We start from the raw sequence: 23,631 nt of genomic DNA on the forward strand, positions 1-23,631 counted from the left end.
CGTTTCAGGGTGTCCCGGATGATACGGGCGTCGGCCGGATGGCGAAGATCAGTGCGCCGCCGCGGAGCGCTTCGATCACCTGGTCGCGGTCGCCGCCGGAAAGCACCAGGCAGCCGAAACTGCGCCCGGCCACACCGTGCTGGCGGATGAATTTGTCTTCCATGTAGTCCATGGCGTGGATGACGATGGCGCGCTGCATGGCCTTGTCGTTGCTCGGGTCCAGCCCGGCCAGGCGCATCGACAGGCCGTGGCCGGGCTGTTCGCTCCGGTAGACCTCGCCGGTGCGGTAGGCGCCGAGGGCGGAGGCGTGGCTTTCCGGTTCGTTGGAGAAGCGCTCGGCGTAGCCGTCGTGGTCGGCATCCGAGCCCTTGCCATGGGCCACGCGGTAGCTCGCCAGCAGCTCGTGGGTGTCGCGGTCATACAGAAGGAAGCGCTTCTGGTCGGAGCGCTGGGAGTAGTCGACCACGGCGAAACGCGGGTGCTCGTTGTGCTGAAGGTGGTCGAGGATGGGCTGGAGCGTGCCTGGGGTGAAGCGTTGCTCGAGGTCGCCGGCATGGGCGAGGAGGGGGAGCAGGGCCAGCAGGCAGGGAATGAGCGATCTGGGCATCGGATTGAAACCGTCGGCTGTCGGCCAGAGGTAAGTTCAGACGCGCGATGGATGCAAGGCGTTCCCCCGGGGAGGTTTCACGGTGCATAAAAAAAGCCCCGGCATCGCTGCCAGGGCTTCGAGGCATCCAGCCGACCCGAGGGTCGTGCTGGTGAACAGTTCCTATTAGTGGAACTGGTTCATGGTGTTGTCTTTACCGCTCGCCTTCAGAGCCGCTTCGCCAGCGAAGTACTCCTTGTGGTTGTCGCCGATGTCGGAGCCAGCCATGTTCTGGTGCTTGACGCAGGCGATGCCCTGGCGCAGTTCCTGACGCTGTACGCCTTTGACGTAGGCCAGCATGCCCTGGTCGGCGAAGTACCCTTTGGCCAGGTTGTCGGTGGACAGCGCGGCGGTGTGGTAGGTCGGCAGGGTGATCAGGTGGTGGAAGATGCCGGCGTGAGCCGAACCGTCGCGCTGGAAGGTGCGGATCTTCTCGTCTGCAACCTGGGCCAGTTCGGTCTCGTCGTACTCGACGCTCATCAGCTTGGCGCGGTCGTAGGCGGAAACGTCCTTGCCTTCGGCGACGAACGCGTCGAACACCTGCTGGCGGAAGTTCAGGGTCCAGTTGAAGGACGGGCTGTTGTTGTAGACCAGCTTGGCGTTCGGGATGACCTGACGGATGCGATCAACCATGCCCTTGATCTGGCCAACGTGCGGCTTCTCGGTTTCGATCCACAGCAGGTCGGCGCCGTTCTGCAGGCTGGTGATGCAGTCCAGTACGCAGCGGTCTTCGCCAGTGCCGGCACGGAACTGGAACAGGTTGGACGGCAGGCGCTTGGGACGCAGCAGCTTGCCTTCGCGGTTGATCACCACGTCGCCGTTCTTCAGCTCGGCAGGGGTGATTTCTTCGCAGTCCAGGAAGGAGTTGTACTGGTCGCCCAGGTCGCCCGGCTGCTTGGTCACGGCGATCTGCTTGGTCAGGCCGGCACCCAGGGAGTCGGTACGGGCAACGATCACGCCGTCGTCAACGCCCAGCTCGAGGAAGGCGTAGCGAACTGCGTTGATCTTGGCGAGGAAGTCTTCGTGCGGAACGGTCACTTTGCCGTCCTGGTGGCCGCACTGCTTCTCGTCGGAAACCTGGTTCTCGATCTGGATGCAGCAGGCACCCGCTTCGATCATCTTCTTGGCCAGCAGGTAGGTGGCTTCCGGGTTACCGAAGCCAGCGTCGATGTCGGCGATGATCGGAACGACGTGGGTTTCGTAGCCGTCGATCTGGGCCTGGATCTCGTCGGCCTTGACCTTGTCGCCAGCGGCGCGGGCAGCGTCCAGGGCGGTGAAGAGCAGGTCCAGTTCGCGGGCGTCAGCCTGGCGCAGGAAGGTGTAGAGCTCTTCGATCAGGCCGGAAACGGCGGTTTTCTCGTGCATCGACTGGTCCGGCAGCGGGCCGAAGTCGGAACGCAGGGCCGCAACCATCCAGCCGGACAGGTAGAGGTAGCGCTTGTTGGTGGTCTTCAGGTGCTTCTTGATGGAGATCAGCTTCTGCTGACCGATGAAGCCGTGCCAGCAGCCCAGGGACTGGGTGTAGACGGAGGCGTCGGCGTCGTATTCGGCCATGTCCTTGCGCATGATGGCCGCGGTGTACTTGGCGATGTCCAGACCGGTCTTGAAGCGGTTCTGGGCGCGCATACGGGCGACGGATTCCGGGTTGATAGCGCTCCAGCTGTTGCCTGCGGCTTCTTTCAGAGCGGCAACTGCCTTGATGTCGTTTTGATATGCGGACATGGTCAATCCTTCAAATGTGTTTGGTTGAGCACCGACTTCCCCCTGTTAAGCCCTGGAAGGCATCACGGGTAGCTCACCACAGAACGTCGAGAATGTGACCGGTACGAGTAGGACACTCGAGAGGAGGGGTGACGAGACGAGCGGTACAGATGACCTCGCTGTCCGGACTGCTCGCCTTCGGCTCGTGGATGCCTTTGGCGGATCAGGTTCGGTTGGATCGTCGATCTGGCTGCTGCGTTAAACGCTTCCCCGTCCCTCAGGACAACTTCGTTCCAGTCGCAACCTCGTCGAACTGCCTTGTGGGCTGTAACAACACGGGACGGCTCGAAGGTATTGAGCGCGGCCCGGGAGCCCGTTGCAGGGCCCCTGGTTAGCGGGAGCGGGGCCATGATGCGCTTCAAACAAGTGTTCGTCAAACGTTTTGTAGTGATTTTTTCGCACTACTACATAAGTCTTAAGAACGACCGATTGGTCAGGGAAGGGGTGGGTCAGTCGAGGCTGTCGACCTTCAGGCGCATGGTCATGTTTTCGCCGCCCTGGGTGCTGCGGCGCTGCAGGAAGCCGCTGTCATCGGACTGGCTGGACTGATTGACGCCGCCGACCGTGATCCACTCGCCGAGACGACCGCTGACGCGGGTATCGGTGCTCTGCACGTCGATCACGCCGGGCTGGGACTGACTCAGACGGTCGCTGTTGCTGCTGATGCTGACGTGGACGATGTCGCCGGTGACGCTGGCGGTGACATAGAAGCCGCGGGTCACGTTGCGGTATTCGGTGTTGCTGTAGACCTGCCCGTAGGGGCCGGTGCTGGCGGTGGTGATGGGAACGCTCTGGCCGACCTGGATCAGCGCCGGGTAGCCCTCGCTGGCCTGGACCTGTTGCACGCCGCCGCCGCGGCTGTCGGTGCTGCGGCGGATGATGCGCACCTGGTCGCGGCCGCGCACCTCGCCACGCCCGGCTTCTACGTCGACGCCGCCTACGCTGGCCGAGCCGTTGACCGCATAGCCGCGGTCGTCCTGGTAATTGCTGTCGCTGGTGTCCACGGAGATCAGCAGGCGCTTGGGCGCGGTGTCCAGCTGGCCAAGGACCTTGCGCAGTTCCTGGATCTTCGCCGGCTCGGCATTGACGATCAGCTGGTTGCCGTAGGCGCTGACGCGGCCTTCGTTGCCGAGCACCGATTGCACCACGGGCATCACGTCCTCGGCGGTGCGGTAGTTAAGCGGGATCACCTCGGTCGCGGCCTGGAGCGGCAGGCTCAGGGCAAGGAGCAGGGCGGCGAGGAGCGCGCGTGGGGTCATAGCAGGAAACTCCGCAGGTCGGGATCGCTGACGCTCTGCTCCCAGGCCTGGTCGAACTGGGCCTGGCGCAGGCGGCAGCGCCCGGGGTCGTTGTACAGAGCGTAGCCGGAGAAGCTGTCCAGTTCCGGGCGCAGCAGCAGGCCGCGATCATCCACCAGCAGGTAGGCGCACTCTTCGTTGGAGTGATCGGGGTTGAGTTTGCGTATCTGGCTGTTGCTGGACAGGCGGCGCACCAGGTTGAGCAGGCGATGGCCTTCCTTCACCGGGCGCGTGACGTCACGTATCAGGATGCGCAGGCGGTTGCGCGGGTTGGCCAGGAGGAAGCGGGTGCAGGCGTCCTGGATGCTGCTGTGGTGGTAGAGCCAGGCTTCGAGGTCCGGCGTGTAGAGGCACAGGCTGCGCTGCGCCTGTTGCAGCAGGGCGAGGGCGTGGGGGCGTGCATCGTCGGGTTTGGCGAAGCGCTGCAGGTCGGTGTGTTCGCCAAGGGTGTAGGGCGCGGGCTCCCAGGGGGCCGGCTCGCGCAGATCCGGGGCCGGGTTGTGGACCTCGAAACGCCCCGGTGACTGGAATTCGATGGCCGGCAATTCGGCATCGGGCTCTTGGTTTTCCGGGGCGTTGGGTTCCATATCGACCTCTACTGGCTGTCGCGCACCATGTCCACGTGGGGGATGCCGGCTTCGAGGAACTCGCCGCTGACGACGCGAAAGCCGTGGCGCTCATAGAAGGGGGTGGCGTGCACCTGGGCGGAGAGCATCTGCTGCTTGAGGCCGCGACGCTCCGCTTCGGCGATCACCGCTTCCAGCAGGCGGTCGCCGACCCGCAGGCCGCGCCAGTCCTTGAGCACCGAGACGCGGCCGATGTGACCATCGGGCAGCAGGCGCGCGGTGCCGATGGCGTAGTCGCGTTCCAGGGCGAGGAAGTGGACCGCGTCGACGTCTTCCGCATCCCATTCCTGCTCCGGTGCCACCGCCTGTTCGGCGATGAACACGGTTTCGCGGATGCGGCGCAGGTCGGCATTGTCCTTCTGCCAATCGGCGATGCGGACGTGTATCTCACTCATCGGCAAACTCCAGACTTCCTTGCTTGACCAGTTCCCATAGAAGCTTACGCCCGTCCTCGTCGGCCAGCCATTGGCCGAGGTTGTCGATGTGCAATGCGTCGCTGGCGCAGACGAGTTTCAGCAGCTCGCGCAGGCTGCTGGGCAGCAGGCGGCTCTGGCCGCTGGCGAAGAGCACCAGGCCGATATCCACTTCGGACCAGGCCATGCGGGCGCTGGGGTTGCGGATCAGCACGGCGCCATCTTCCAGGGCGCCGACGAACTCGTCTTCTTCCACTTCGGTGCCGGCGACCAGCTCGGGATAGCGCGGCTCGGTCATGAACTGGCCGAACCAGGTCAGCAGCAGGCGTTCGTCGCTCATGTGCTCGGCCAGCAGGGCCTTGAGGCGGTCGAGGGAGTCCTGCTGGATCTGGTAGGGGTCGCTGACCGGCGCGATGTCGGCATCGCTGTAGCGTTCTTCGTCCGGGATGAACTGGGCGAGGAAGTCGGTGAAATGGGTCAGTACTTCAGCGGCGCTGGGGGCGCGGAAGCCGACCGAGTAGGTCATGCAGTCGTCCTCGGCGATGCCGAAGTGGGCCAGGCGCGGCGGCAGGTAGAGCATGTCGCCCGGCTCCAGTACCCATTCATCGGTGCCCTGGAAGTCGGCGAGGATGCGCAGGTCGGCGTGGGGCAGCAGTGGGCTCGAGGCGTCGCACATCTGGCCGATCTTCCAGCGGCGCTGGCCATGGGCCTGGAGCAGGAAAACGTCGTAGTTGTCGTAGTGCGGGCCGACACCGCCGCCGGGGGCGGCGAAGCTGACCATGATGTCGTCGATGCGCCAGCTGGGCAGGAAGCGGAAATGCTCCAGCAGTTCGGCGACTTCCGGGACGAACTGGTCGACGGACTGGACGAGGAGGGTCCAGTCCTTTTCCGGCAGGCCCTGGTAGGTGTCTTCGGAGAACGGGCCGCGACGCAGCTCCCACGGGTGCTCGCCATGTTCGATCACCAGGCGCGATTCGACTTCCTCTTCCAGGGACAGGCCGGCCAGCTCGTCGGGGGAGATGGGGCTCTCGTAGTCCGGGATGGCCTGGCGGATCAGCAGGGGTTTCTTCTGCCAGTAGTCGCGGAGGAATTCACGGGCGGAGATGCCGCCGAGGATTTGCAGGGGGAGATCGGAAGTCATGGCGGAACCTTTCAAATAAAAACGCCCGGCACAGCCGGGCGTGCAAGGGGGCGATAGCCGTCAAATACGCTTGGCCTGGGCCGCCGCGTTGCCGATGTAGGCGGCGGGGGTCAGCTTGCGCAGTTCGGCCTTGGCTTCGGCCGGCATGTCGAGGCCGTCGATGAAAGTCTGCAGCGCTTCGGGGCTGATGCCCTTGCCGCGGGTCAGTTCCTTCAGCTTCTCGTAGGGGTTTTCGATGGCGTAGCGGCGCATCACGGTCTGGATCGGTTCGGCGAGGACTTCCCAGCAGGCGTCCAGGTCGGCGGCGATGCGTGCTTCGTTCAGCTCGAGCTTGCCGATGCCCTTGAGGCTGGCTTCGTAGGCGATGACGCTGTGGGCGAAGCCGACGCCGAGGTTGCGCAGCACGGTGGAGTCGGTCAGGTCGCGCTGCCAGCGGGAGATCGGCAGCTTGCTGGCCAGGTGCTGGAACAGGGCGTTGGCGATGCCGAGGTTGCCTTCGGAGTTCTCGAAGTCGATCGGGTTGACCTTGTGCGGCATGGTCGAGGAGCCGATCTCGCCGGCGACGGTCTTCTGCTTGAAGTAGCCGAGGGAGATGTAGCCCCAGACGTCGCGATCGAAGTCGATGAGGATGGTGTTGAAGCGGGCGATGGCGTCGAACAGCTCGGCGATGTAGTCGTGCGGCTCGATCTGGGTGGTGTAGGGGTTGAAGCTCAGGCCCAGGTCACCTTCGATGAATTCGCGGGCGTTGGCTTCCCAGTCGATTTCCGGGTAGGCCGAGAGGTGGGCGTTGTAGTTGCCCACGGCACCATTGATCTTGCCCAGCAGCGGTACGGCGGCTACCTGGGCGATCTGGCGCTCCAGGCGGTAGACGACGTTGGCCAGCTCCTTGCCCAGTGTGGTGGGGGAGGCGGGCTGGCCGTGGGTGCGGGAGAGCATCGGCACGTCGGCGAAGCGGATCGCCAGCTCACGGATGGCGTTGGCGGTCTGGCGCATCAGCGGCAGCAGCACGCCGTCGCGGCCTTCGCGCAGCATCAGGGCGTGGGACAGGTTGTTGATGTCCTCGCTGGTGCAGGCGAAGTGGATGAACTCGCTGACCTTGGCCAGTTCCGGCAGCTTGGCGGCCTGCTCCTTGAGCAGGTACTCCACGGCCTTGACGTCGTGGTTGGTGGTGCGCTCGATTTCCTTGATGCGCTCGGCGTGCTCCAGCTGGAAGTTCTCGGCCAGCTCGTTCAGCAGGGCGTTGGCTTCGGCGGAGAAGGGGGCGACTTCCGGAACGCCGCCGTGGGCGGCAAGGCGTTGCAGCCAGCGGACTTCGACCTGTACGCGGAAGCGGATCAGGCCATATTCACTGAAGATCGGGCGCAGTGCGTTGGTTTTGCCGGCGTAGCGGCCATCGACGGGGGAAACCGCGGTGAGCGAGGAGAGCTGCATGGGGCGTTCTCGGACAATCGGTCAACGAAAAGGGCGCACATCATACACGAAAACCGGCCCCGATAACGTGAGCGGGCTTGCGCCGTTCGGCGCTTGCCCGCGAATTCAGCTGCGCAGCATGGGATAGAGCTCGCCCAGCAGCTTGCGGCGGCTGAACAGCAGCTGCCAGCGATGGCCGCCGAGTTGGCGCCAGAGACGGGCGGAGCGGATGCCGGTGAGCAGCAGGGCGCGGATCTTGGCGGCATTGCTGGGTTGTTGCAGGTGGCGCATGTCGCCATGGACCTGGATGCGCTGGCGGAAGGTGCTGAGGGTGTCCTGGTAGAGGCTGCCGCACGAGGCGATGACGTTGTCGTGGACGACGCCGAAGTGCTGCGTCTGCTGCTGGATCTGGTCGAGCCGGCTGCCGATCAGTTGCAGCATGTCCTCGCGCTTGTTCAGCTGGCGCTCCAGGGTCAGTAGCGATAGGGCGTAGCGCAGCGGTTCGCGCTGCAGGCTGCTGGGCTCGCGTTCCAGGGCGCTGATCAGGGCCTTGTAGCCGTCGCGCAGGTTGATGTCGTCGCCGCCATAGACGTCCAGGGTGTTCTTCGGGTCGCGAACCAGCAGGCTGCCGAGCATGCAGCCCAGCGGCGCTTCGCTGACCTGGCCGGTCTTGGCGATCTTGTCCACCAGCACGGCGGCTTCGAACACGGCGCCCAGTGCTACGAGTTGTTCCTGCAGGGGCGTCATGGGCGGCGCACCTCGGCGTCCCAGGCTTCGGCCGTTTCGATCACGCCGCCACCCAGGCAGATTTCGCCGTCATAGAAGACGACCGACTGGCCGGGCGTTACAGCCCTCTGGGGGGCGTCGAAGACTGCACGGTAGCCATTGGCGGTGCGCTCCAGGGTGCAGGCCTGGTCGCTCTGCCGGTAGCGGACCTTGGCGGTCAGGGGGCGGGGCTGGTCGAGCTCGATCGGGTTGACCCAGAAGATCTCCGAGACGAGCAGGGCGCGGGAGAACAGCCAGGGGTGTTCGTTGCCCTGGCCGACGACCAGTACGTTGCGCGCGACGTCCTTGGCCAGGACGTACCAGGGTTCGTCGCTGGCATCCCTCATGCCGCCGATGCCGAGACCCTGGCGCTGGCCGATGGTGTGGTACATCAGGCCGTGGTGGCGGCCGATGACTTCGCCGTCGGTGGTTTCGATGTCGCCGGGCTGGGCCGGCAGGTATTGCTTGAGGAAGTCGCTGAAGCGGCGCTCACCGATGAAGCAGATGCCGGTGGAGTCTTTCTTCTTCGCGGTGGCCAGGCCGTGTTTCTCGGCGATGGCGCGGACTTCGGGCTTTTCCAGTTCGCCGACGGGGAACAGGGTGCGGGCAATTTCCTTGCCGCCGACGGCGTGGAGGAAGTAGCTCTGGTCCTTGTTCGGGTCCAGGCCCTTGAGCAGCTCGGTGCGGCTGTCGACGTCGCGGCGACGCACGTAATGGCCGGTGGCGATGAGGTCGGCACCGAGCATCAGGGCGTAGTCGAGGAAGGCTTTGAACTTGATCTCGCGGTTGCAGAGGATATCCGGGTTGGGCGTGCGGCCCGCCTTGTATTCGGCGAGGAAGTGCTCGAACACGTTGTCCCAGTACTCGGCGGCGAAGTTGGCTGTGTGCAGCTTGATGCCGATGCGATCGCACACGGCCTGGGCGTCCGCCAGGTCTTCCTTGGCGGTGCAATATTCGGTGCCGTCGTCCTCGTCCCAGTTCTTCATGAACAGGCCTTCCACCTGGTAACCCTGTTCCATCAGCAGGAGGGCGGAAACGGAAGAGTCCACGCCGCCGGACATGCCGACGATCACGCGGGTTTTGGCTGTATCGGACATAAGACTCTGGGACTGCTGCAAAAAAGAACGGGATTCTAACAGGTGCGGTCGGCTCGGGCGATCACGCCGGGTCGCGGATCAGGCTCAGGGGGAAGCGTTCTCCGGCCAGGTAGTCGTCGATGCAGCGGATGATCAGTGGGCTGCGCCATTGTTCACGGTGCGCCAGGAGCTCGTCACGGGTCAGCCAGCGTGGGCCGATGATGCCGGTGTCGAGCTCGCGCTCGGGACGGTGGCGCAGCGGGCGTGCGGCGAAGCAGACGCGCTGGTAGGTCACGCCGTTGCTCGGCGCGGTATAGAGGTAGATGCCGGTGACGGCGGTCAACTCGACTTCCCAGCCGGTTTCCTCGAGGGTTTCGCGCAGGGCGGCCTGGATGAGACTTTCGTCGGCTTCCAAGTGGCCGGCAGGCTGGTTTAATACCGCCCGGCCATCCGATATCTCCTCGACCATCAGAAAACGGCCCTGGTCTTCTACCAGGGTGGCGACTGTGACATGGGGGGTGAAGCGCATGGGATCCTCCTCGGTGGGCGGCCAATCTTAGTCATCCGCAGAGGGGGAGGCGAGAGGAGCGGCAATCCGGAAGCAAGCTGCTAGGATGAATAGCGCTTGCTCAGGTGGCCATGTGTAGCGATGTTGTAGTTTGACTACATGCACGGCTAAAGCACAGGTTTCATGCGGGTTTAACTGCCAGCCCGATCTGCATAAACAAGGAAAAGTGCGTGACTTTCTGTAGAAAAACTACAAGAATGTGCCGCCTTTCCGAGACCCAAGATCCATCCGTCGCGCCGACCGCGTGATGGTTGTCAGACCACGAGAACTACGGAGTCCAGCATGGGATACCAAAAGATCCAGGTGCCTGCTACCGGTGACAAAATCACCGTCAATGCCGATATGTCCCTGAACGTCCCGAACAACCCGATCATCCCCTTCATCGAAGGCGATGGCATCGGCGTCGACATCAGCCCAGTCATGATCAAGGTGGTAGATGCCGCCGTTGCCAAGGCCTACAACGGCACTCGCAAGATCTCCTGGATGGAAGTCTACGCTGGCGAGAAGGCCACCCAGGTCTACGACCAGGACACCTGGCTGCCGAAAGAAACCCTGGAAGCGGTACGTGACTACGTCGTTTCCATCAAAGGCCCGCTGACCACTCCGGTCGGTGGTGGCATCCGCTCCCTGAACGTGGCCCTGCGCCAGGAGCTGGACCTGTATGTTTGCCAGCGCCCCGTTCGCTGGTTCGAAGGCGTGCCCAGCCCGGTCAAGAAGCCCGGTGACGTGGACATGGTGATCTTCCGCGAGAACTCGGAAGACATCTACGCAGGCGTCGAGTGGAAAGCTGGCTCCCCTGAGGCCGAGAAGGTCATCAAGTTCCTCACCGAGGAAATGGGCGTCAAGAAGATTCGCTTCACCGAAAACTGCGGTATCGGCATCAAGCCGGTTTCACTGGAAGGCACCAAGCGTCTCGTGCGCAAGGCCCTGCAGTACGCCGTGGACAACGATCGCAGCTCCGTGACCATCGTCCACAAAGGCAACATCATGAAGTTCACCGAAGGTGCCTTCAAAGAGTGGGGCTACGAAGTCGCGCGTGAAGAGTTCGGCGCCGAGCTGCTGGATGGCGGCCCGTGGATGCAGTTCAAGAACCCCAACACCGGCAAGAACATCGTGGTGAAAGACGCCATTGCCGACGCCATGCTGCAGCAGATACTGCTGCGTCCGGCCGAGTACGACGTGATCGCCACCCTGAACCTGAACGGTGACTACCTGTCCGACGCCCTGGCGGCCGAGGTGGGTGGGATCGGCATCGCTCCGGGTGCCAACCTGTCCGACACCATCGCCATGTTCGAAGCGACCCACGGCACTGCGCCCAAGTACGCTGGCCAGGACAAGGTCAACCCGGGTTCGGTCATCCTCTCCGCCGAGATGATGCTGCGCCACATGGGTTGGACCGAGGCTGCCGACCTGATCATCAAGGGCACCAACGGTGCCATCGCTGCGAAGACCGTGACTTACGACTTCGAGCGCCTGATGGACGGTGCCAAGCTGGTTTCCTGCTCTGGCTTCGGCGACGCCACCATCGCTCACATGTGAGACTGATGGCGTAACGAAAAGGCCGGTCATCATGACCGGCCTTTTTTATGCCCTAAGGAATGGGCTCAAGCTTCGACCGTGCTGCCCTGGGGGAGGCTGGCAGTGGCGGCAGGTGCTTCGGAGTTTGCCGTGACCGTACTGATGTTCACGGCGTGCAGGCCTTTGGGGCCCTGGATGATATCGAAGCTTACCGGTTGGCCAGCTTTCAAGGTTTTGTAACCATCCATCTGGATGGCCGAATAATGGGCGAACAGGTCCTCATCTCGGCCGTCAGCGAGGATAAATCCATAGCCCTTGGCGTTGTTGAACCACTTGACCTTACCGCTAACCATGCTGATATCCCTCTGCAAAGGACTCCATCACTGGAGTATCATCCACTTCGACCCCGCGCCTGTTTCGACCGAATGGACGAGGGTGCGGAACCCCTGATACCCGTAGGTGGGTATCCATTGTTTGTAACACCGTTTTGCCTTTAGTCAAGGCGATGCAGCGACCAGCTGAGAAGCGGGTCAAAGTCCAAACGGCGTCTCCCTTTCGCCTATCAAGAAGCTTTATTCCAGCATGCATGCAAGCAGCCAGATTCGACTAACATTCAATCAGGATCGCCCTGAGCATCATGGGGACGACGACACGGGTCTGGTCGTCCAGGAAGCCAAGCCGATCCTTCAAGCGCCACCTATGTATAAGGTGGTCATGTTTAACGATGACTACACGCCGATGGATTTCGTCGTCGAGGTGCTTGAGGTGTTCTTCAACCACAACCGCGAGACGGCGACCAAGGTCATGCTGACCGTTCACACCGAGGGGCGGGCGGTCTGTGGGGTGTTTACACGCGATATTGCTGAAACCAAGGCTATGCAGGTGAATCAATACGCGAGAGAGAGTCAGCATCCGCTACTCTGTGAGATCGAGAAGGACGGTTAACGCCGACCGCTTGGGTATGAGGTGAAGCTATGTTAAACCGTGAGCTCGAAGTCACCCTCAATCTTGCCTTCAAGGAGGCCCGCGCCAAGCGTCATGAGTTCATGACGGTCGAGCATCTGTTGCTTGCCCTTCTTGATAACGATGCCGCTTCTGCAGTGCTGAAAGCCTGTGGTGCGAACCTGGACAAGCTGCGGCATGACCTGCAGGAATTCATTGACTCCACCACGCCGCTGATCCCCCAGCATGACGAGGACCGCGAAACCCAGCCCACGCTCGGTTTCCAGCGCGTGTTGCAGCGCGCCGTGTTCCACGTGCAGAGCTCGGGCAAGCGCGAAGTCACCGGTGCCAACGTGCTGGTGGCCATCTTCAGCGAGCAGGAAAGCCAGGCGGTATTCCTGCTCAAGCAGCAGAGCGTCGCCCGTATCGATGTCGTCAACTACATCGCCCACGGCATCTCCAAGGTGCCCGGCCATGGCGAGCAGCATGATAGCGAGCAGGAAATGCAGGATGACGAAGGTGGGGAATCCTCTTCCGCTGGGCATCCTCTGGATGCCTATGCGAGCAATCTGAACGAGCTGGCGCGCCAGGGGCGCATCGATCCGCTGGTCGGGCGCGAGGCCGAGGTCGAGCGCGTAGCGCAGATCCTTGCCCGTCGCCGCAAGAACAACCCGTTGCTGGTGGGGGAGGCGGGCGTAGGTAAGACGGCCATCGCCGAAGGCCTGGCCAAGCGCATCGTCGACAATCAGGTCCCCGACCTGCTGGCCGACAGCGTCGTCTATTCGCTGGACCTGGGGGCTTTGCTTGCGGGCACCAAATACCGTGGTGACTTCGAGAAGCGCTTCAAGGCGCTGCTGAACGAGCTGCGCAAGCGCCCGCACGCCATTCTCTTCATCGACGAGATCCATACCATCATCGGAGCTGGCGCTGCCTCGGGCGGGGTAATGGATGCGTCCAACCTGCTGAAGCCGCTGCTCTCTTCCGGTGAGATCCGCTGCATCGGTTCCACGACCTTCCAGGAGTTCCGTGGCATCTTCGAGAAGGATCGCGCACTGGCGCGGCGCTTCCAGAAGGTCGATGTTACCGAGCCCTCCGTGGAGGACACCGTCGGCATCCTTCGTGGCCTGAAGGGGCGCTTCGAGCAGCACCACCACATCGAATACAGCGATGAGGCGTTGCGTGCGGCTGCCGAGCTCGCGGCGCGCTATATCAACGACCGTCATATGCCGGACAAGGCCATCGACGTCATCGACGAGGCGGGTGCCTATCAGCGCTTGCAGCCTGAAGACAAGCGCGCTCCGCGTATCGATGTTGCGCAGGTCGAGGACATCGTCGCCAAGATCGCGCGGATTCCTCCGAAGCACGTCACCAGCTCCGACAAGGAGTTGCTGCGCAACCTCGAGCGCGACCTGAAGCTGACGGTATTCGGCCAGGATGCGGCCATCGACTCCCTGTCGACTGCCATCAAGCTGTCCCGGGCGGGTCTCAAGTCGCCGGACAAGCCCGTGGGCTCCTTCCTCTTCGCCGGCCCCACTGGTGTGGGCAAGACCGAGGTCGCTCGTCAGTTGGCTAAGGCCATGGGGATCGAGTTGGTGCGCTTCGACATGTCCGAGTACATGGAGCGGCACACCGTTTCGCGCCTCATCGGTGCGCCTCCGGGGTACGTCGGTTTCGATCAGGGTGGGTTGCTCACCGAAGCCATCACCAAGATGCCGCACTGTGTCCTCCTGCTCGACGAGATCGAGAAGGCGCATCCCGAGGTCTTCAACCTGCTTCTGCAGGTCATGGACCACGGTACGCTCACCGACAATAACGGCCGCAAGGCGGATTTCCGTAACGTCATCGTGATCATGACCACCAACGCGGGGGCTGAAACCGCGTCGCGCGCCTCCATCGGCTTCACCCATCAGGACCACTCGTCCGATGCGATGGAAGTGATCAAGAAGAGCTTCACGCCGGAGTTCCGCAACCGCCTGGACACCATCATCCAGTTCGGTCGCCTCACTCACGAAACCATCAAGAACGTCGTCGACAAGTTCCTGACCGAGCTGCAGGCCCAGTTGGAAGACAAGCGCGTTCAACTGGTCGTCAGTGACGAGGCGCGCGGTTGGCTGGGTGAGCGTGGCTATGACGCGCAGATGGGGGCTCGACCGATGGCGCGCCTGATCCAGGACAAGATCAAGCGTCCATTGGCGGAGCAGATCCTCTTCGGCGAGTTGGCCGAGCACGGCGGCGTGGTCCACATCGACGTGAAGGACGATGAGCTCGAATTCGACTTCGAAACCACTGCTGAAATGGCCTGATGCTGATATGGAGAAACGCAAAAAGCCCGGCGATTGCCGGGCTTTTTGTTGTGTGCCTGATTAGCGGGCGCGGTAGGTGATGCGGCCTTTGCTCAGGTCATAGGGGGTCAGCTCGACGCGAACCTTGTCACCGGTAAGGATGCGGATGTAGTTCTTGCGCATCTTGCCGGAAATATGCGCGGTGACGACGTGCCCGTTTTCCAACTCCACGCGGAACATGGTGTTGGGCAGGGTATCGATGACAGTGCCTTCCATTTCGAAGCTGTCTTCTTTCGACATGCAGTAAAGCCCTCGGTATCAATGATTGGCCGGGTGCAAACGGCGCCTGGCAAAAACGGCGTGCATTGTGCCCGAAAAATGCATCGTAAGCCAAGGGTTTCAGGTGAGGGTGACCCAGCGCTGATTGACGAACAGCTCGATGGGGCGGTACTGGGTCTTGTAGTTCATCTTCCTGCAGTTCTTGATCCAGTAGCCGAGATAGACCGCCTGGAGGCCCAGGCGCAAGGTCTCGCCGATCTGCCAGAGGATGGCGAAGCGGCCCAGGCTGCGGCGCTCTTCCGACGGATCGTAGAAGGTGTAGACGGCCGATAGGCCGTTGGGCAGGACGTCGGTTACGGCAATCGCGACCAGGCGACCCTCCAGGCGGAATTCGTAGAAGCGCGAGAACGGCAGGTCGCGGACCAGGAAGGTGGAAAACTGATCACGGCTTGGTGGGTACATGTCGCCGTCGGCATGGCGCTCCTCGATGTAGCGCACATAGAGGGCGTAGTACTCCTCGTTGAACGCTGGGCGAACGGCACGGACTTCGATGTCGGTGTTGCGCTTGAGGATGCGCCGCTGCTGGCGGCTGGGTGCGAAGGCATCGGCGGGGATGCGGGCCGGTACGCAGGCGGTGCAACGCTGGCAATGGGGGCGGTAGAGGTGGTCGCCGCTGCGGCGGAAACCCATTTCCGAGAGCTCGGCGTAGACCTCCACATCCATCGGCTGGCTGGGATCGAGAAACAGTGTGGTGGCCTGTTCCTCGGGCAGGTAGCTGCAAGGATGCGGTTGAGTGGCATAGAACTTCAGGCGAGCCAGCTCGGTCATGGTCGAATCTCGAAAAAGCCTTCCGCAAGTGTAAGCCAGGCTTGGCGACTCGCCTAGGCGACAGCCCAGTTGGCGCTGTTGGGTTGGTCGAGATAAAGCTGGAGGTAGCGTGAGAACTTCTCGCGGGTGATCGAGCGGGCGCCGAAGCTGTGCAGGTGCTGGGTCGGCATCTGGCAGTCGATGAGCACGAAGCCCCAGTCGTTGAGGTGGCGGGTGAGGGTCACGAACCCGACCTTGGAGGCGTTGTCGGTGCGGCTGAACATGGATTCGCCGAAGAACAGCTTGCCCATGGCGAGCCCGTAAAGGCCGCCGACCAGTTCGCCATCCAGCCAGACCTCGACCGAGTGGGCGACGCCGCGGCGATGCAGTTCCAGATAGGCGGCCTGCATCGGCGTGGTGATCCAGGTGCCATCGGTATAGCTGCGTGGCCCGGCGCAGGCCGCGATGACGGCGGCGAAATCCTGGTCGAAGGTGACGCGGAAACGTTGCTGGCGGATCAGCTTGGCGAGGCTGCGGGAAACATGCACTTCCTGCGGGGGTAGAACGGTGCGCGGGTCGGGTGACCACCAGAGGATCGGCTGGCCGTCCTGGAACCAGGGGAAGCAGCCGTGGCGATAGGCCTGGACCAAGCGTTCGGGGGACAGGTCGCCGCCGGCCGCCAGCAGTCCATTGGGCTCGCGGAGGGCGCGCTCGAGGGGCGGGAAGGTCAGGTTTTCGCGGCTAAGCCAGGTCAGCATGGGAAGGGGAGGGCGGCGTGAGGTGCGCCGCCCCTGCGCCTCAGTTGTCGTCGAGGAATTTTTCGGCATCCAGCGCGGCCATGCAGCCGGCACCTGCCGAGGTGATGGCCTGGCGATAGACGTGGTCGGCCACGTCGCCAGCGGCGAAGACGCCCTCGATGCTGCTGGCGGTGGCGTTGCCTTCGGAGCCGCCGCGGACCACCAGGTAGCCGTCACGCATTTCCAGCTGGCCCTGGAACAGTTCGGTGTTGGGCTTGTGGCCGATGGCGATGAATACACCGGCCAGGGGCATTTCCTTGGTTTCGCCGTTTGTGGTGTCTTTCAGTCGGACGCCGGTCACGCCGGTGGCGTCGCCCAGTACCTCTTCCAGGGTGTGATTCCAGTGCAGGCGCACGTTGCCGTTCTTGGCTTTCTCGAACAGCTTGTCCTGGAGGATCTTCTCCGAGCGCAGCTTGTCGCGGCGGTGGATCAGGTGGACTTCCTTGGCGATATTGGAGAGGTAGAGGGCCTCCTCGACGGCGGTGTTGCCGCCGCCGATCACGCAGACCACTTGGTTGCGGTAGAAGAAGCCGTCGCAGGTGGCGCAGGCCGATACGCCCTTGCCGGCGAAGGCCTCTTCGGACGGCAGGCCCAGGTACTGGGCGGAGGCGCCGGTGGCGATGATCAGCGCGTCGCAGCTATAGGTGCCGCTGTCGCCCTTGAGGATGAAGGGGCGCTGCTGCAACTCGGCGGTGTGGATGTGGTCGTAGACGATCTCGGTGTCGAAGCGCTCGGCGTGCTTCTGCATGCGCTCCATCAGGGCGGGGCCGGTGAGGCCTTCGACGTCACCCGGCCAGTTGTCGACCTCGGTGGTGATGGTGAGCTGGCCGCCCGGCTGGATGCCGGTGATGACAACGGGTTTGAGGTTGGCGCGGGCGGCATACACGGCAGCGGTGTAACCGGCTGGGCCGGAGCCAAGGATGATCAGGCGTGAATGCTTGACGTCGCTCATAAAAAGGCCTCATAAGTCTTTGTCACAAAAGAGAATGCATGCTCAAATTGAGCGCTGCGCAAGATGCTGGCGGCTATGCTACACCGAAGCACGAATCACCCGCAAAACGCGCCGCGGCCAGGGCGGACGCTGTGGCGCCGGGCGGTTAAACCCGTACAATGGGCGGCATTTCCGCCAGTAACCGATTCTTGAACGCGCCAAGGGCGCAGGAAAAAAGGCGTTTGAAGAATTCCACGAGTACTGCCCAGACGCCCGTCTGGCGCCAGCAATTGCATTACCGCCTCAAGGAAGGTGCGCTGATCGCGCTGGGCGCGTTGTGCCTCTACCTGTGGATGGCGTTGCTCACCTACGACTCTTCCGATCCGGGCTGGACCCACACCAGCAATGTCGAGCAGGTACAGAACGCCGCAGGCCGCCTGGGCGCCTGGTTCGCCGACATCCTCTTCATGGCCCTGGGCTACTTCGCCTACATCTTCCCGTTGCTGCTTGCGATCAAGACGCTGCAGGTGTTCCGTCATCGCCACCAGGCCATCGACTGGAGTGGCTGGCTGTTCTCCTGGCGCCTGATCGGCCTCGTCTTTCTGGTGCTTTCGGGCGCCGCGCTGGCCGATATCCACTTCCAGGACAGCGTCGGCATGCCAGCATCCGCCGGCGGTGCGCTGGGCGAAAGCCTCAGCCACCTGGCGGTCAACGCCTTGAACGTGCAGGGCAGCACACTGATGTTCTTCGCCCTGTTCCTCTTCGGCCTGACGGTTTTCACCGACCTGTCGTGGTTCAAGGTGATGGACCTGACCGGCAAGATCACCCTCGACCTGGTCGAGCTGATCCAGAGCCTGATCAACCGCTGGTGGAGTGCACGTGCCGAGCGCAAGCAACTCGTGGCCAAGCTGCGCGAGGTGGATGACCGCGTCAACGAGGTCGCCGCGCCCGTGGTTCGCGACAGTCGCGAGCAGGCGAAGGTCAAGGAACGTCTGATCGAACGCGAAGATGCCCTGGCCAAGCACATGATCGAGCGCGACAAGCGTCCTGCACCGGTCATCACGCCCCCTGCGCCGGCCAAGGCTGCCGAGCCCAGCAAGCGGGTGCAGAAGGAGAAGCAGGTCCCGCTGTTCGTCGACAGCGCGGTAGAGGGCACCCTGCCGCCGATCTCCATTCTCGATGTGGCCGAGAAGAAGCAGAAGAGCTACTCCCCCGAATCCCTCGAGGCCATGTCGCGCCTGCTGGAGATCAAGCTCAAGGAGTTCGGCGTCGAAGTGATAGTCGAATCCGTGCACCCGGGCCCCGTGATCACCCGTTTCGAGATCCAGCCCGCCGCAGGCGTCAAGGTCAGCCGTATCTCCAACCTGGCCAAGGACCTGGCGCGTTCCCTCGCCGTGATCAGCGTCCGCGTGGTGGAGGTCATTCCCGGCAAGACCACCGTGGGCATCGAGATTCCCAACGAAGACCGCCAGATCGTGCGCTTCTCCGAAGTGCTGTCCTCGACCGAGTACGACGAGGCCAAGTCGCCGGTCACCATGGCCCTCGGCCATGACATCGGCGGGCGCCCGGTGATCACCGACCTGGCCCGCATGCCGCACCTGCTGGTGGCCGGTACCACCGGCTCCGGTAAGTCCGTGGGCGTCAACGCGATGATCCTGTCGATCCTGTTCAAGTCCACGCCCGAGCAGGCGAGGCTGATCATGATCGACCCGAAGATGCTCGAACTGTCGATCTACGAGGGCATTCCGCACCTGCTGTGCCCGGTCGTGACCGACATGAAGGAAGCCGCCAACGCGCTGCGCTGGAGCGTCGCCGAGATGGAGCGGCGCTACAAGCTGATGGCCGCCATGGGCGTGCGCAACCTTGCGGGCTTCAACCGCAAGGTCAAGGACGCGGAGGAGGCGGGCACGCCGCTGACCGACCCGCTCTATCGCCGCGAGAGCATGGAAGACGAAGCGCCGCTGCTGAAGCAATTGCCGACCATCGTGGTGATCGTCGATGAATTCGCCGACATGATGATGATCGTCGGCAAGAAGGTGGAAGAGCTGATCGCCCGTATCGCGCAAAAGGCACGTGCGGCGGGCATCCACCTGATCCTCGCCACCCAGCGCCCCTCGGTGGACGTGATTACCGGCCTGATCAAGGCCAACATCCCGACCCGCATGGCCTTCCAGGTCTCCAGCAAGATCGACTCGCGCACCATCCTCGACCAGGGCGGCGCCGAGCAACTGCTGGGCCACGGCGACATGCTCTACTTGCCGCCGGGCACCGGCCTGCCGATCCGTGTCCACGGTGCCTTCGTCTCCGATGACGAGGTGCATCGCGTGGTCGAGGCCTGGAAGTTGCGTGGCTCTCCCGACTACATCGAAGACATTCTCGCGGGTGTCGACGAGGGTGGTGGTGGCTCCAGCGGCGGCTTCGATGGCGGTGAGGGCGGTGAAGGCAGTGAGGAAGACCCGCTCTACGACGAGGCCGTGCGCTTCGTCACCGAGAGCCGCCGCGCGTCCATTTCCGCGGTACAGCGCAAGCTGAAGATCGGCTACAACCGTGCCGCCCGGATGATCGAGGCGATGGAGATGGCCGGTGTGGTCACGCCCATGAACACCAACGGCTCGCGTGACGTGATCGCGCCGGGCCCGGTTCGCGACTAACCCTGAACGGAATTCTGATGAGGACCCCCATGCGACTGATCCGCATGCTGCTCGTTGCCGCACTGAGCCTTGGTGCCATGCAGGCCCAGGCTGATGACCAGGTGGCCATCGCCCGCCTGACCGAAATGCTCAACAAGGCCCAGACCATCACCGGTCGCTTCTCCCAGCTGACCCTCGACGGTTCCGGCACCCAGCTTCAGGAAACCTCCGGCGAGCTCGCCCTCAAGCGCCCGGGCCTGTTCCGCTGGCACACCGACGAGCCGATGGAGCAACTGCTGGTCTCCAACGGGCAGAAGGTCTGGCTGTATGACCCGGACCTGGAACAGGTCACCATCCAGACCCTTGATCAGCGCCTCACGCACACGCCTGCGCTGCTGTTGTCCGGCGATGTCTCCAAGATCAGCGAGAACTTCGAGATCGCCCACAAGGAAGGAGGCGATGTGGTGGACTTCATCCTCAAGCCGAAGGCCAAGGACACCTTGTTCGACACCCTGCGCCTGTCCTTCCGCAATGGTGTGATCAACGACATGCAACTGATCGACAGCGTCGGCCAGCGCACCAACATCCTCTTCCTCGGCGTGAAGATGAACCAGGCCATCGACGCCGCCCAGTTCGACTTCAAGGTTCCGGAAGGCGCCGACGTCATTCAGGAATAAGAGGTTTCACGCGCACCCATGGACCTGTTCCGTTCCGAGCCCATCGCCCAGCCCCTGGCCGCGCGCCTGCGTGCCAACAGCCTGGACGAGTACGTTGGCCAGGAGCACCTGCTGGCGCCGGGCAAGCCCCTGCGTGAGGCGCTGGAGCAGGGGGCGTTGCACTCGATGATTTTCTGGGGGCCGCCCGGGGTCGGCAAGACCACCCTGGCCAAGCTTCTGGCCCAGGTCAGCGATGCCCATTTCGAGACGATTTCCGCGGTGCTCTCCGGCGTCAAGGAAATCCGCCAGTCGGTGGAGATGGCCAAGCAGCAGGCCGCCCAGTACGGGCGCCGCACCATCCTCTTCGTCGACGAGGTGCATCGCTTCAACAAATCCCAGCAGGATGCCTTCCTTCCCTATGTCGAGGACGGCACGCTGATTTTCATCGGTGCCACCACCGAGAATCCCTCGTTCGAGCTGAACAACGCGTTGCTTTCCCGTGCCCGGGTCTATGTGCTCAAGAGCCTGGACGAGGCGGCACTGCGCCGTCTCGTCGACCGCGCATTGAGCGAAGACAAGGGGCTCGGCAAGCGCAAGCTGCGCCTGCCAGATGAGAGCTTCGCGATCCTGGTGGCGGCAGCCGACGGCGATGGCCGGCGCTTGCTCAACCTGCTGGAGAATGCGGCGGACCTCGCCGAGGACGACAGCGAGATCGCCCCCGAGCTGCTGCAAAACCTGCTCGGTGACAGCCGTCGTCGTTTCGACAAGGGTGGCGAGGCCTTCTACGACCAGATTTCCGCGCTGCACAAGTCGGTGCGTGGCTCCAGCCCCGACGGTGCGCTCTATTGGTATGCACGCATGATCGACGGTGGCTGCGACCCGCTCTACATCGCGCGTCGCGTGGTGCGCATGGCCAGCGAAGACATCGGTAATGCCGACCCCCGTGCCTTGAGCCTGTGCCTGGCCGCCTGGGACGTGCAGGAGCGCCTCGGCAGCCCGGAAGGTGAATTGGCGGTGGCCCAGGCCATCGTCTACCTGGCCTGCGCGCCGAAGAGCAACGCTGTCTACACCGCTTTCAAGGCGGCCATGCGTGATGTCGCCGAGAACGGTTCCCACGAGGTGCCGCTGCACCTGCGCAATGCGCCGACCAAGCTGATGAAGCAACTCGGCTACGGCGACGAATATCGCTACGCCCATGACGAGCCGGATGCCTATGCGGCGGGCGAGGACTACTTCCCGGAGAACCTCGAGCCCCGCCAGTACTACCAGCCTGTACCTCGGGGGCTGGAGCTGAAGATTCGCGACAAGCTCGATCACCTGGCTGGGCTCGATGCGCGCAGCCCCAGAAGGAGAAGGCCTTGAGCCCCCTGATTCTCTCGGTGTCCCTGGGTGGCATCGTCGGCACCCTGCTGCGTTTCGCCACGGGCAACTGGGTGGCTGCCCACTGGCCTCGTTACTTCTACGCCGGTACTCTTGCCGTCAATATCGTCGGTTGCCTGCTCATCGGCTTTCTCTACGGCCTGTTCCTCCAGCGTCCTGAAGTGCCTGTGGAGATCCGTGCCGGGCTCATGGTCGGTTTTCTGGGCGGCCTGACGACGTTTTCATCCTTTTCCCTGGACACGCTGCGCTTGCTGGAAAGCGGCCAGCTGCCCCTGGCCTTCGGCTATGTGGCGGTGAGCGTGCTGGGAGGCCTGCTCGCGACCTGGGCCGGCCTGACACTGACCAAATTCTGATAGACGGGAACCTCACATGCTCGATTCCAAACTGGTACGCACCCAGACCCAGGAAGTGGCCGATCGCCTCGCCACCCGCGGCTTCCAACTGGACGTGGCGCGCCTCGAATCCCTGGAGAACCAGCGCAAGTCCGTGCAAACCCGCACCGAGCAGCTGCAGGCCGAGCGCAACAGTCGCTCCAAGGCCATTGGCCAGGCCAAGCAGCGCGGCGAGGACATCGCGCCGCTGCTGGCCGATGTCGACCGCATGGGGACCGAGCTGGACGAGGGCAAGCGCGAACTGGAGAGCATCCAGGCCGAACTGGACAACCTGCTGCTGAACATCCCCAACCTGCCGGACGCCTCCGTCCCCGTGGGCGAGGACGAAGATGGCAACGTCGAGGTCCGCCGCTGGGGAACCCCGCGCAGCTTCGATTTCGAAATCAAGGACCACGTGAGCCTGGGTGAAACCCATGGCTGGCTGGACTTCGAAACCGCCGCCAAGCTCTCCGGCGCGCGTTTCGCCCTGTTGCGCGGCCCCATCGCCCGCCTGCACCGTGCCCTGGCGCAGTTCATGATCAACCTGCATACCGCCGAGCACGGCTATGAAGAGGCCTACACCCCTTACCTGGTCCAGGCCCCGGCGCTGCAAGGCACCGGCCAGTTGCCCAAGTTCGAGGAAGACCTGTTCAAGATTGGTCGCGAGGACGAAGCGGATCTCTACCTGATCCCTACCGCCGAAGTGTCCCTGACCAACATCGTCGCCGGTGCAATCCTCGACGCGAAGCAACTGCCGTTGAAGTTTGTCGCCCACACCCCCTGCTTCCGCAGCGAGGCGGGCGCTTCCGGTCGCGACACGCGCGGCATGATCCGCCAGCACCAGTTCGACAAGGTCGAGATGGTGCAGATCGTCGAGCCGTCCAAGTCCTTCGAGGCGCTGGAAGGCCTGACCGCCAATGCCGAGAAGGTCCTGCAGCTGCTGGAGCTGCCGTATCGCGTTCTCGCCCTGTGCACCGGCGACATGGGCTTTGGCGCGACCAAGACCTACGACCTGGAGGTCTGGGTGCCGAGCCAGGACAAATACCGCGAGATTTCCTCCTGCTCCAACTGTGGTGACTTCCAGGCCCGCCGCATGCAGGCTCGCTACCGCAACCCGGAAACCGGCAAGCCCGAGCTGGTGCACACCCTCAACGGCTCCGGCCTGGCCGTCGGCCGTACCCTGGTAGCCGTGCTGGAGAACTACCAGCAGGCGGATGGCTCCATTCGCGTGCCGGAAGTCCTCAAGCCCTACATGGGCGGTATCGAAATCATCGGTTGATCCTCGCCGCTCCCGCCTGCGCGGGAGTGATTCGAGCCTCCCCGAGCGCCCGCGT

23 protein-coding genes are annotated in these 23,631 nt (G+C 63.3%); 8 read left to right on the forward strand and 15 right to left on the reverse strand.

Annotated features, from left to right (window positions below):
- Nucleotides 1-4: 4 nt before the first annotated feature.
- The 10 genes from WFQ67_RS23040 to WFQ67_RS23085 form a co-directional block, all read right to left on the reverse strand.
- The gene (locus WFQ67_RS23040; RefSeq protein WP_337058316.1) at nt 5-607 is read right to left on the reverse strand and encodes a murein L,D-transpeptidase catalytic domain family protein; all 603 of its coding nucleotides are present in this window, start codon (nt 605-607) and stop codon (nt 5-7) included.
- A gap of 165 nt (nt 608-772) precedes the next feature.
- A complete protein-coding gene (locus tag WFQ67_RS23045; protein ID WP_111262136.1) occupies nt 773-2,368 on the reverse strand; it encodes an isocitrate lyase in 1,596 nt (531 codons plus the stop codon).
- A gap of 488 nt (nt 2,369-2,856) precedes the next feature.
- Entirely contained in the window at nt 2,857-3,666 is an 810-nt protein-coding gene (locus WFQ67_RS23050) for a secretin N-terminal domain-containing protein (protein ID WP_173174286.1), read from the reverse strand.
- A complete protein-coding gene (locus WFQ67_RS23055) occupies nt 3,663-4,292 on the reverse strand; it encodes a DUF7931 domain-containing protein (RefSeq protein ID WP_213629766.1) in 630 nt (209 codons plus the stop codon). The genes WFQ67_RS23050 and WFQ67_RS23055 overlap by 4 nt, the downstream gene beginning before the upstream one ends.
- Before the next feature lie 8 nt (nt 4,293-4,300).
- Nucleotides 4,301-4,726, reverse strand: coding sequence for a GNAT family N-acetyltransferase (locus tag WFQ67_RS23060; RefSeq protein WP_111262139.1), 426 nt, complete (start codon nt 4,724-4,726; stop codon nt 4,301-4,303).
- Nucleotides 4,719-5,885: a ribosomal protein uL16 3-hydroxylase gene (locus WFQ67_RS23065; protein WP_213629768.1), complete on the reverse strand. Its 1,167-nt coding sequence runs from the start codon at nt 5,883-5,885 to the stop codon at nt 4,719-4,721. Before WFQ67_RS23065 ends, WFQ67_RS23060 begins: the two co-directional genes overlap by 8 nt.
- A gap of 60 nt (nt 5,886-5,945) precedes the next feature.
- Nucleotides 5,946-7,316: an adenylosuccinate lyase gene (purB, locus tag WFQ67_RS23070; protein ID WP_337058317.1), complete on the reverse strand. Its 1,371-nt coding sequence runs from the start codon at nt 7,314-7,316 to the stop codon at nt 5,946-5,948.
- A 105-nt stretch (nt 7,317-7,421) separates the two neighbouring features.
- The gene (gene hflD, locus WFQ67_RS23075; RefSeq protein ID WP_213629772.1) at nt 7,422-8,042 is read right to left on the reverse strand and encodes a high frequency lysogenization protein HflD; all 621 of its coding nucleotides are present in this window, start codon (nt 8,040-8,042) and stop codon (nt 7,422-7,424) included.
- Nucleotides 8,039-9,157, reverse strand: coding sequence for a tRNA 2-thiouridine(34) synthase MnmA (mnmA, locus tag WFQ67_RS23080; protein WP_337058318.1), 1,119 nt, complete (start codon nt 9,155-9,157; stop codon nt 8,039-8,041). The genes hflD and mnmA overlap by 4 nt, the downstream gene beginning before the upstream one ends.
- Before the next feature lie 61 nt (nt 9,158-9,218).
- Entirely contained in the window at nt 9,219-9,665 is a 447-nt protein-coding gene (locus WFQ67_RS23085; RefSeq protein WP_236205241.1) for an NUDIX hydrolase, read from the reverse strand.
- Between the two features lie 321 nt (nt 9,666-9,986).
- Here WFQ67_RS23085 and icd point away from each other — a divergent pair, with 321 nt between their 5' ends.
- The gene (gene icd / locus WFQ67_RS23090) at nt 9,987-11,243 is read left to right on the forward strand and encodes an NADP-dependent isocitrate dehydrogenase (protein ID WP_111262145.1); all 1,257 of its coding nucleotides are present in this window, start codon (nt 9,987-9,989) and stop codon (nt 11,241-11,243) included.
- Between the two features lie 65 nt (nt 11,244-11,308).
- On the opposite strand, the gene cspD is transcribed toward icd, so the two are convergent.
- Nucleotides 11,309-11,575, reverse strand: a complete 267-nt coding sequence (cspD, locus tag WFQ67_RS23095; RefSeq protein ID WP_111262174.1) for a cold shock domain-containing protein CspD — start codon at nt 11,573-11,575, stop codon at nt 11,309-11,311.
- Nucleotides 11,576-11,804: 229 nt separating this feature from the next.
- Here cspD and clpS point away from each other — a divergent pair, with 229 nt between their 5' ends.
- Both clpS and clpA read left to right on the forward strand, forming a co-directional pair.
- On the forward strand, nt 11,805-12,167 hold the full coding sequence (clpS, locus tag WFQ67_RS23100) for an ATP-dependent Clp protease adapter ClpS (protein ID WP_213629778.1): 363 nt from the start codon (nt 11,805-11,807) through the stop codon (nt 12,165-12,167).
- Nucleotides 12,168-12,196: 29 nt separating this feature from the next.
- Entirely contained in the window at nt 12,197-14,467 is a 2,271-nt protein-coding gene (gene clpA / locus WFQ67_RS23105; protein ID WP_173174271.1) for an ATP-dependent Clp protease ATP-binding subunit ClpA, read from the forward strand.
- Nucleotides 14,468-14,527: 60 nt separating this feature from the next.
- Here the strand turns inward: clpA and infA are convergent, their stop codons facing one another.
- The 4 genes from infA to trxB all read right to left on the reverse strand — a co-directional run bounded on the left by infA (nt 14,528) and on the right by trxB (nt 17,281).
- Entirely contained in the window at nt 14,528-14,746 is a 219-nt protein-coding gene (infA, locus tag WFQ67_RS23110) for a translation initiation factor IF-1 (RefSeq protein WP_016492441.1), read from the reverse strand.
- 99 nt (nt 14,747-14,845) lie between these two features.
- Entirely contained in the window at nt 14,846-15,553 is a 708-nt protein-coding gene (locus tag WFQ67_RS23115; RefSeq protein ID WP_213629779.1) for an arginyltransferase, read from the reverse strand.
- A gap of 53 nt (nt 15,554-15,606) precedes the next feature.
- Nucleotides 15,607-16,290 (reverse strand): leucyl/phenylalanyl-tRNA--protein transferase, encoded by a 684-nt coding sequence (gene aat / locus WFQ67_RS23120; protein ID WP_213629781.1) that lies wholly within the window; start codon nt 16,288-16,290, stop codon nt 15,607-15,609.
- Between the two features lie 40 nt (nt 16,291-16,330).
- Nucleotides 16,331-17,281, reverse strand: a complete 951-nt coding sequence (gene trxB / locus WFQ67_RS23125; RefSeq protein WP_111262150.1) for a thioredoxin-disulfide reductase — start codon at nt 17,279-17,281, stop codon at nt 16,331-16,333.
- Between the two features lie 221 nt (nt 17,282-17,502).
- Here trxB and ftsK point away from each other — a divergent pair, with 221 nt between their 5' ends.
- From ftsK to serS, 5 genes are read left to right on the forward strand one after another with little or no spacing between them, the layout of a single operon-like run.
- On the forward strand, nt 17,503-19,911 hold the full coding sequence (gene ftsK / locus WFQ67_RS23130; protein WP_337058319.1) for a DNA translocase FtsK: 2,409 nt from the start codon (nt 17,503-17,505) through the stop codon (nt 19,909-19,911).
- Between the two features lie 29 nt (nt 19,912-19,940).
- Complete coding sequence (lolA, locus tag WFQ67_RS23135; RefSeq protein ID WP_213629783.1) at nt 19,941-20,567, forward strand: outer membrane lipoprotein chaperone LolA; 627 nt, start codon at nt 19,941-19,943, stop codon at nt 20,565-20,567.
- Between the two features lie 18 nt (nt 20,568-20,585).
- Complete coding sequence (locus WFQ67_RS23140) at nt 20,586-21,908, forward strand: replication-associated recombination protein A (RefSeq protein WP_337058320.1); 1,323 nt, start codon at nt 20,586-20,588, stop codon at nt 21,906-21,908.
- On the forward strand, nt 21,905-22,279 hold the full coding sequence (crcB, locus tag WFQ67_RS23145) for a fluoride efflux transporter CrcB (RefSeq protein WP_111262154.1): 375 nt from the start codon (nt 21,905-21,907) through the stop codon (nt 22,277-22,279). Before WFQ67_RS23140 ends, crcB begins: the two co-directional genes overlap by 4 nt.
- Before the next feature lie 16 nt (nt 22,280-22,295).
- Entirely contained in the window at nt 22,296-23,576 is a 1,281-nt protein-coding gene (gene serS / locus WFQ67_RS23150; RefSeq protein ID WP_213629787.1) for a serine--tRNA ligase, read from the forward strand.
- Nucleotides 23,577-23,631 lie beyond the last annotated feature (55 nt).

Source organism: Pseudomonas sp. USHLN015, from assembly GCF_037153275.1.
GTDB lineage: Bacteria > Pseudomonadota > Gammaproteobacteria > Pseudomonadales > Pseudomonadaceae > Metapseudomonas > Metapseudomonas tohonis.

What these genes read in the sequence shown, in the direction of transcription:
- icd (WP_111262145.1), top strand. Translation starts at nt 9,987, where the DNA reads ATGGGATACCAAAAGATCCAGGTGCCTGCTACCGGTGACAAAATCACC.
- hflD (WP_213629772.1), bottom strand. Translation starts at nt 8,042, where the DNA reads ATGACGCCCCTGCAGGAACAACTCGTAGCACTGGGCGCCGTGTTCGAA.
- lolA (WP_213629783.1), top strand. Translation starts at nt 19,941, where the DNA reads ATGCGACTGATCCGCATGCTGCTCGTTGCCGCACTGAGCCTTGGTGCC.
- aat (WP_213629781.1), bottom strand. Translation starts at nt 16,290, where the DNA reads ATGCTGACCTGGCTTAGCCGCGAAAACCTGACCTTCCCGCCCCTCGAG.
- WFQ67_RS23065 (WP_213629768.1), bottom strand. Translation starts at nt 5,885, where the DNA reads ATGACTTCCGATCTCCCCCTGCAAATCCTCGGCGGCATCTCCGCCCGT.
- WFQ67_RS23045 (WP_111262136.1), bottom strand. Translation starts at nt 2,368, where the DNA reads ATGTCCGCATATCAAAACGACATCAAGGCAGTTGCCGCTCTGAAAGAA.
- WFQ67_RS23050 (WP_173174286.1), bottom strand. Translation starts at nt 3,666, where the DNA reads ATGACCCCACGCGCGCTCCTCGCCGCCCTGCTCCTTGCCCTGAGCCTG.
- clpS (WP_213629778.1), top strand. Translation starts at nt 11,805, where the DNA reads ATGCATGCAAGCAGCCAGATTCGACTAACATTCAATCAGGATCGCCCT.
- infA (WP_016492441.1), bottom strand. Translation starts at nt 14,746, where the DNA reads ATGTCGAAAGAAGACAGCTTCGAAATGGAAGGCACTGTCATCGATACC.
- purB (WP_337058317.1), bottom strand. Translation starts at nt 7,316, where the DNA reads ATGCAGCTCTCCTCGCTCACCGCGGTTTCCCCCGTCGATGGCCGCTAC.
- trxB (WP_111262150.1), bottom strand. Translation starts at nt 17,281, where the DNA reads ATGAGCGACGTCAAGCATTCACGCCTGATCATCCTTGGCTCCGGCCCA.
- WFQ67_RS23040 (WP_337058316.1), bottom strand. Translation starts at nt 607, where the DNA reads ATGCCCAGATCGCTCATTCCCTGCCTGCTGGCCCTGCTCCCCCTCCTC.
- WFQ67_RS23060 (WP_111262139.1), bottom strand. Translation starts at nt 4,726, where the DNA reads ATGAGTGAGATACACGTCCGCATCGCCGATTGGCAGAAGGACAATGCC.
- serS (WP_213629787.1), top strand. Translation starts at nt 22,296, where the DNA reads ATGCTCGATTCCAAACTGGTACGCACCCAGACCCAGGAAGTGGCCGAT.
- WFQ67_RS23115 (WP_213629779.1), bottom strand. Translation starts at nt 15,553, where the DNA reads ATGACCGAGCTGGCTCGCCTGAAGTTCTATGCCACTCAACCGCATCCT.
- clpA (WP_173174271.1), top strand. Translation starts at nt 12,197, where the DNA reads ATGTTAAACCGTGAGCTCGAAGTCACCCTCAATCTTGCCTTCAAGGAG.
- WFQ67_RS23085 (WP_236205241.1), bottom strand. Translation starts at nt 9,665, where the DNA reads ATGCGCTTCACCCCCCATGTCACAGTCGCCACCCTGGTAGAAGACCAG.
- WFQ67_RS23055 (WP_213629766.1), bottom strand. Translation starts at nt 4,292, where the DNA reads ATGGAACCCAACGCCCCGGAAAACCAAGAGCCCGATGCCGAATTGCCG.
- WFQ67_RS23140 (WP_337058320.1), top strand. Translation starts at nt 20,586, where the DNA reads ATGGACCTGTTCCGTTCCGAGCCCATCGCCCAGCCCCTGGCCGCGCGC.
- mnmA (WP_337058318.1), bottom strand. Translation starts at nt 9,157, where the DNA reads ATGTCCGATACAGCCAAAACCCGCGTGATCGTCGGCATGTCCGGCGGC.
- cspD (WP_111262174.1), bottom strand. Translation starts at nt 11,575, where the DNA reads ATGGTTAGCGGTAAGGTCAAGTGGTTCAACAACGCCAAGGGCTATGGA.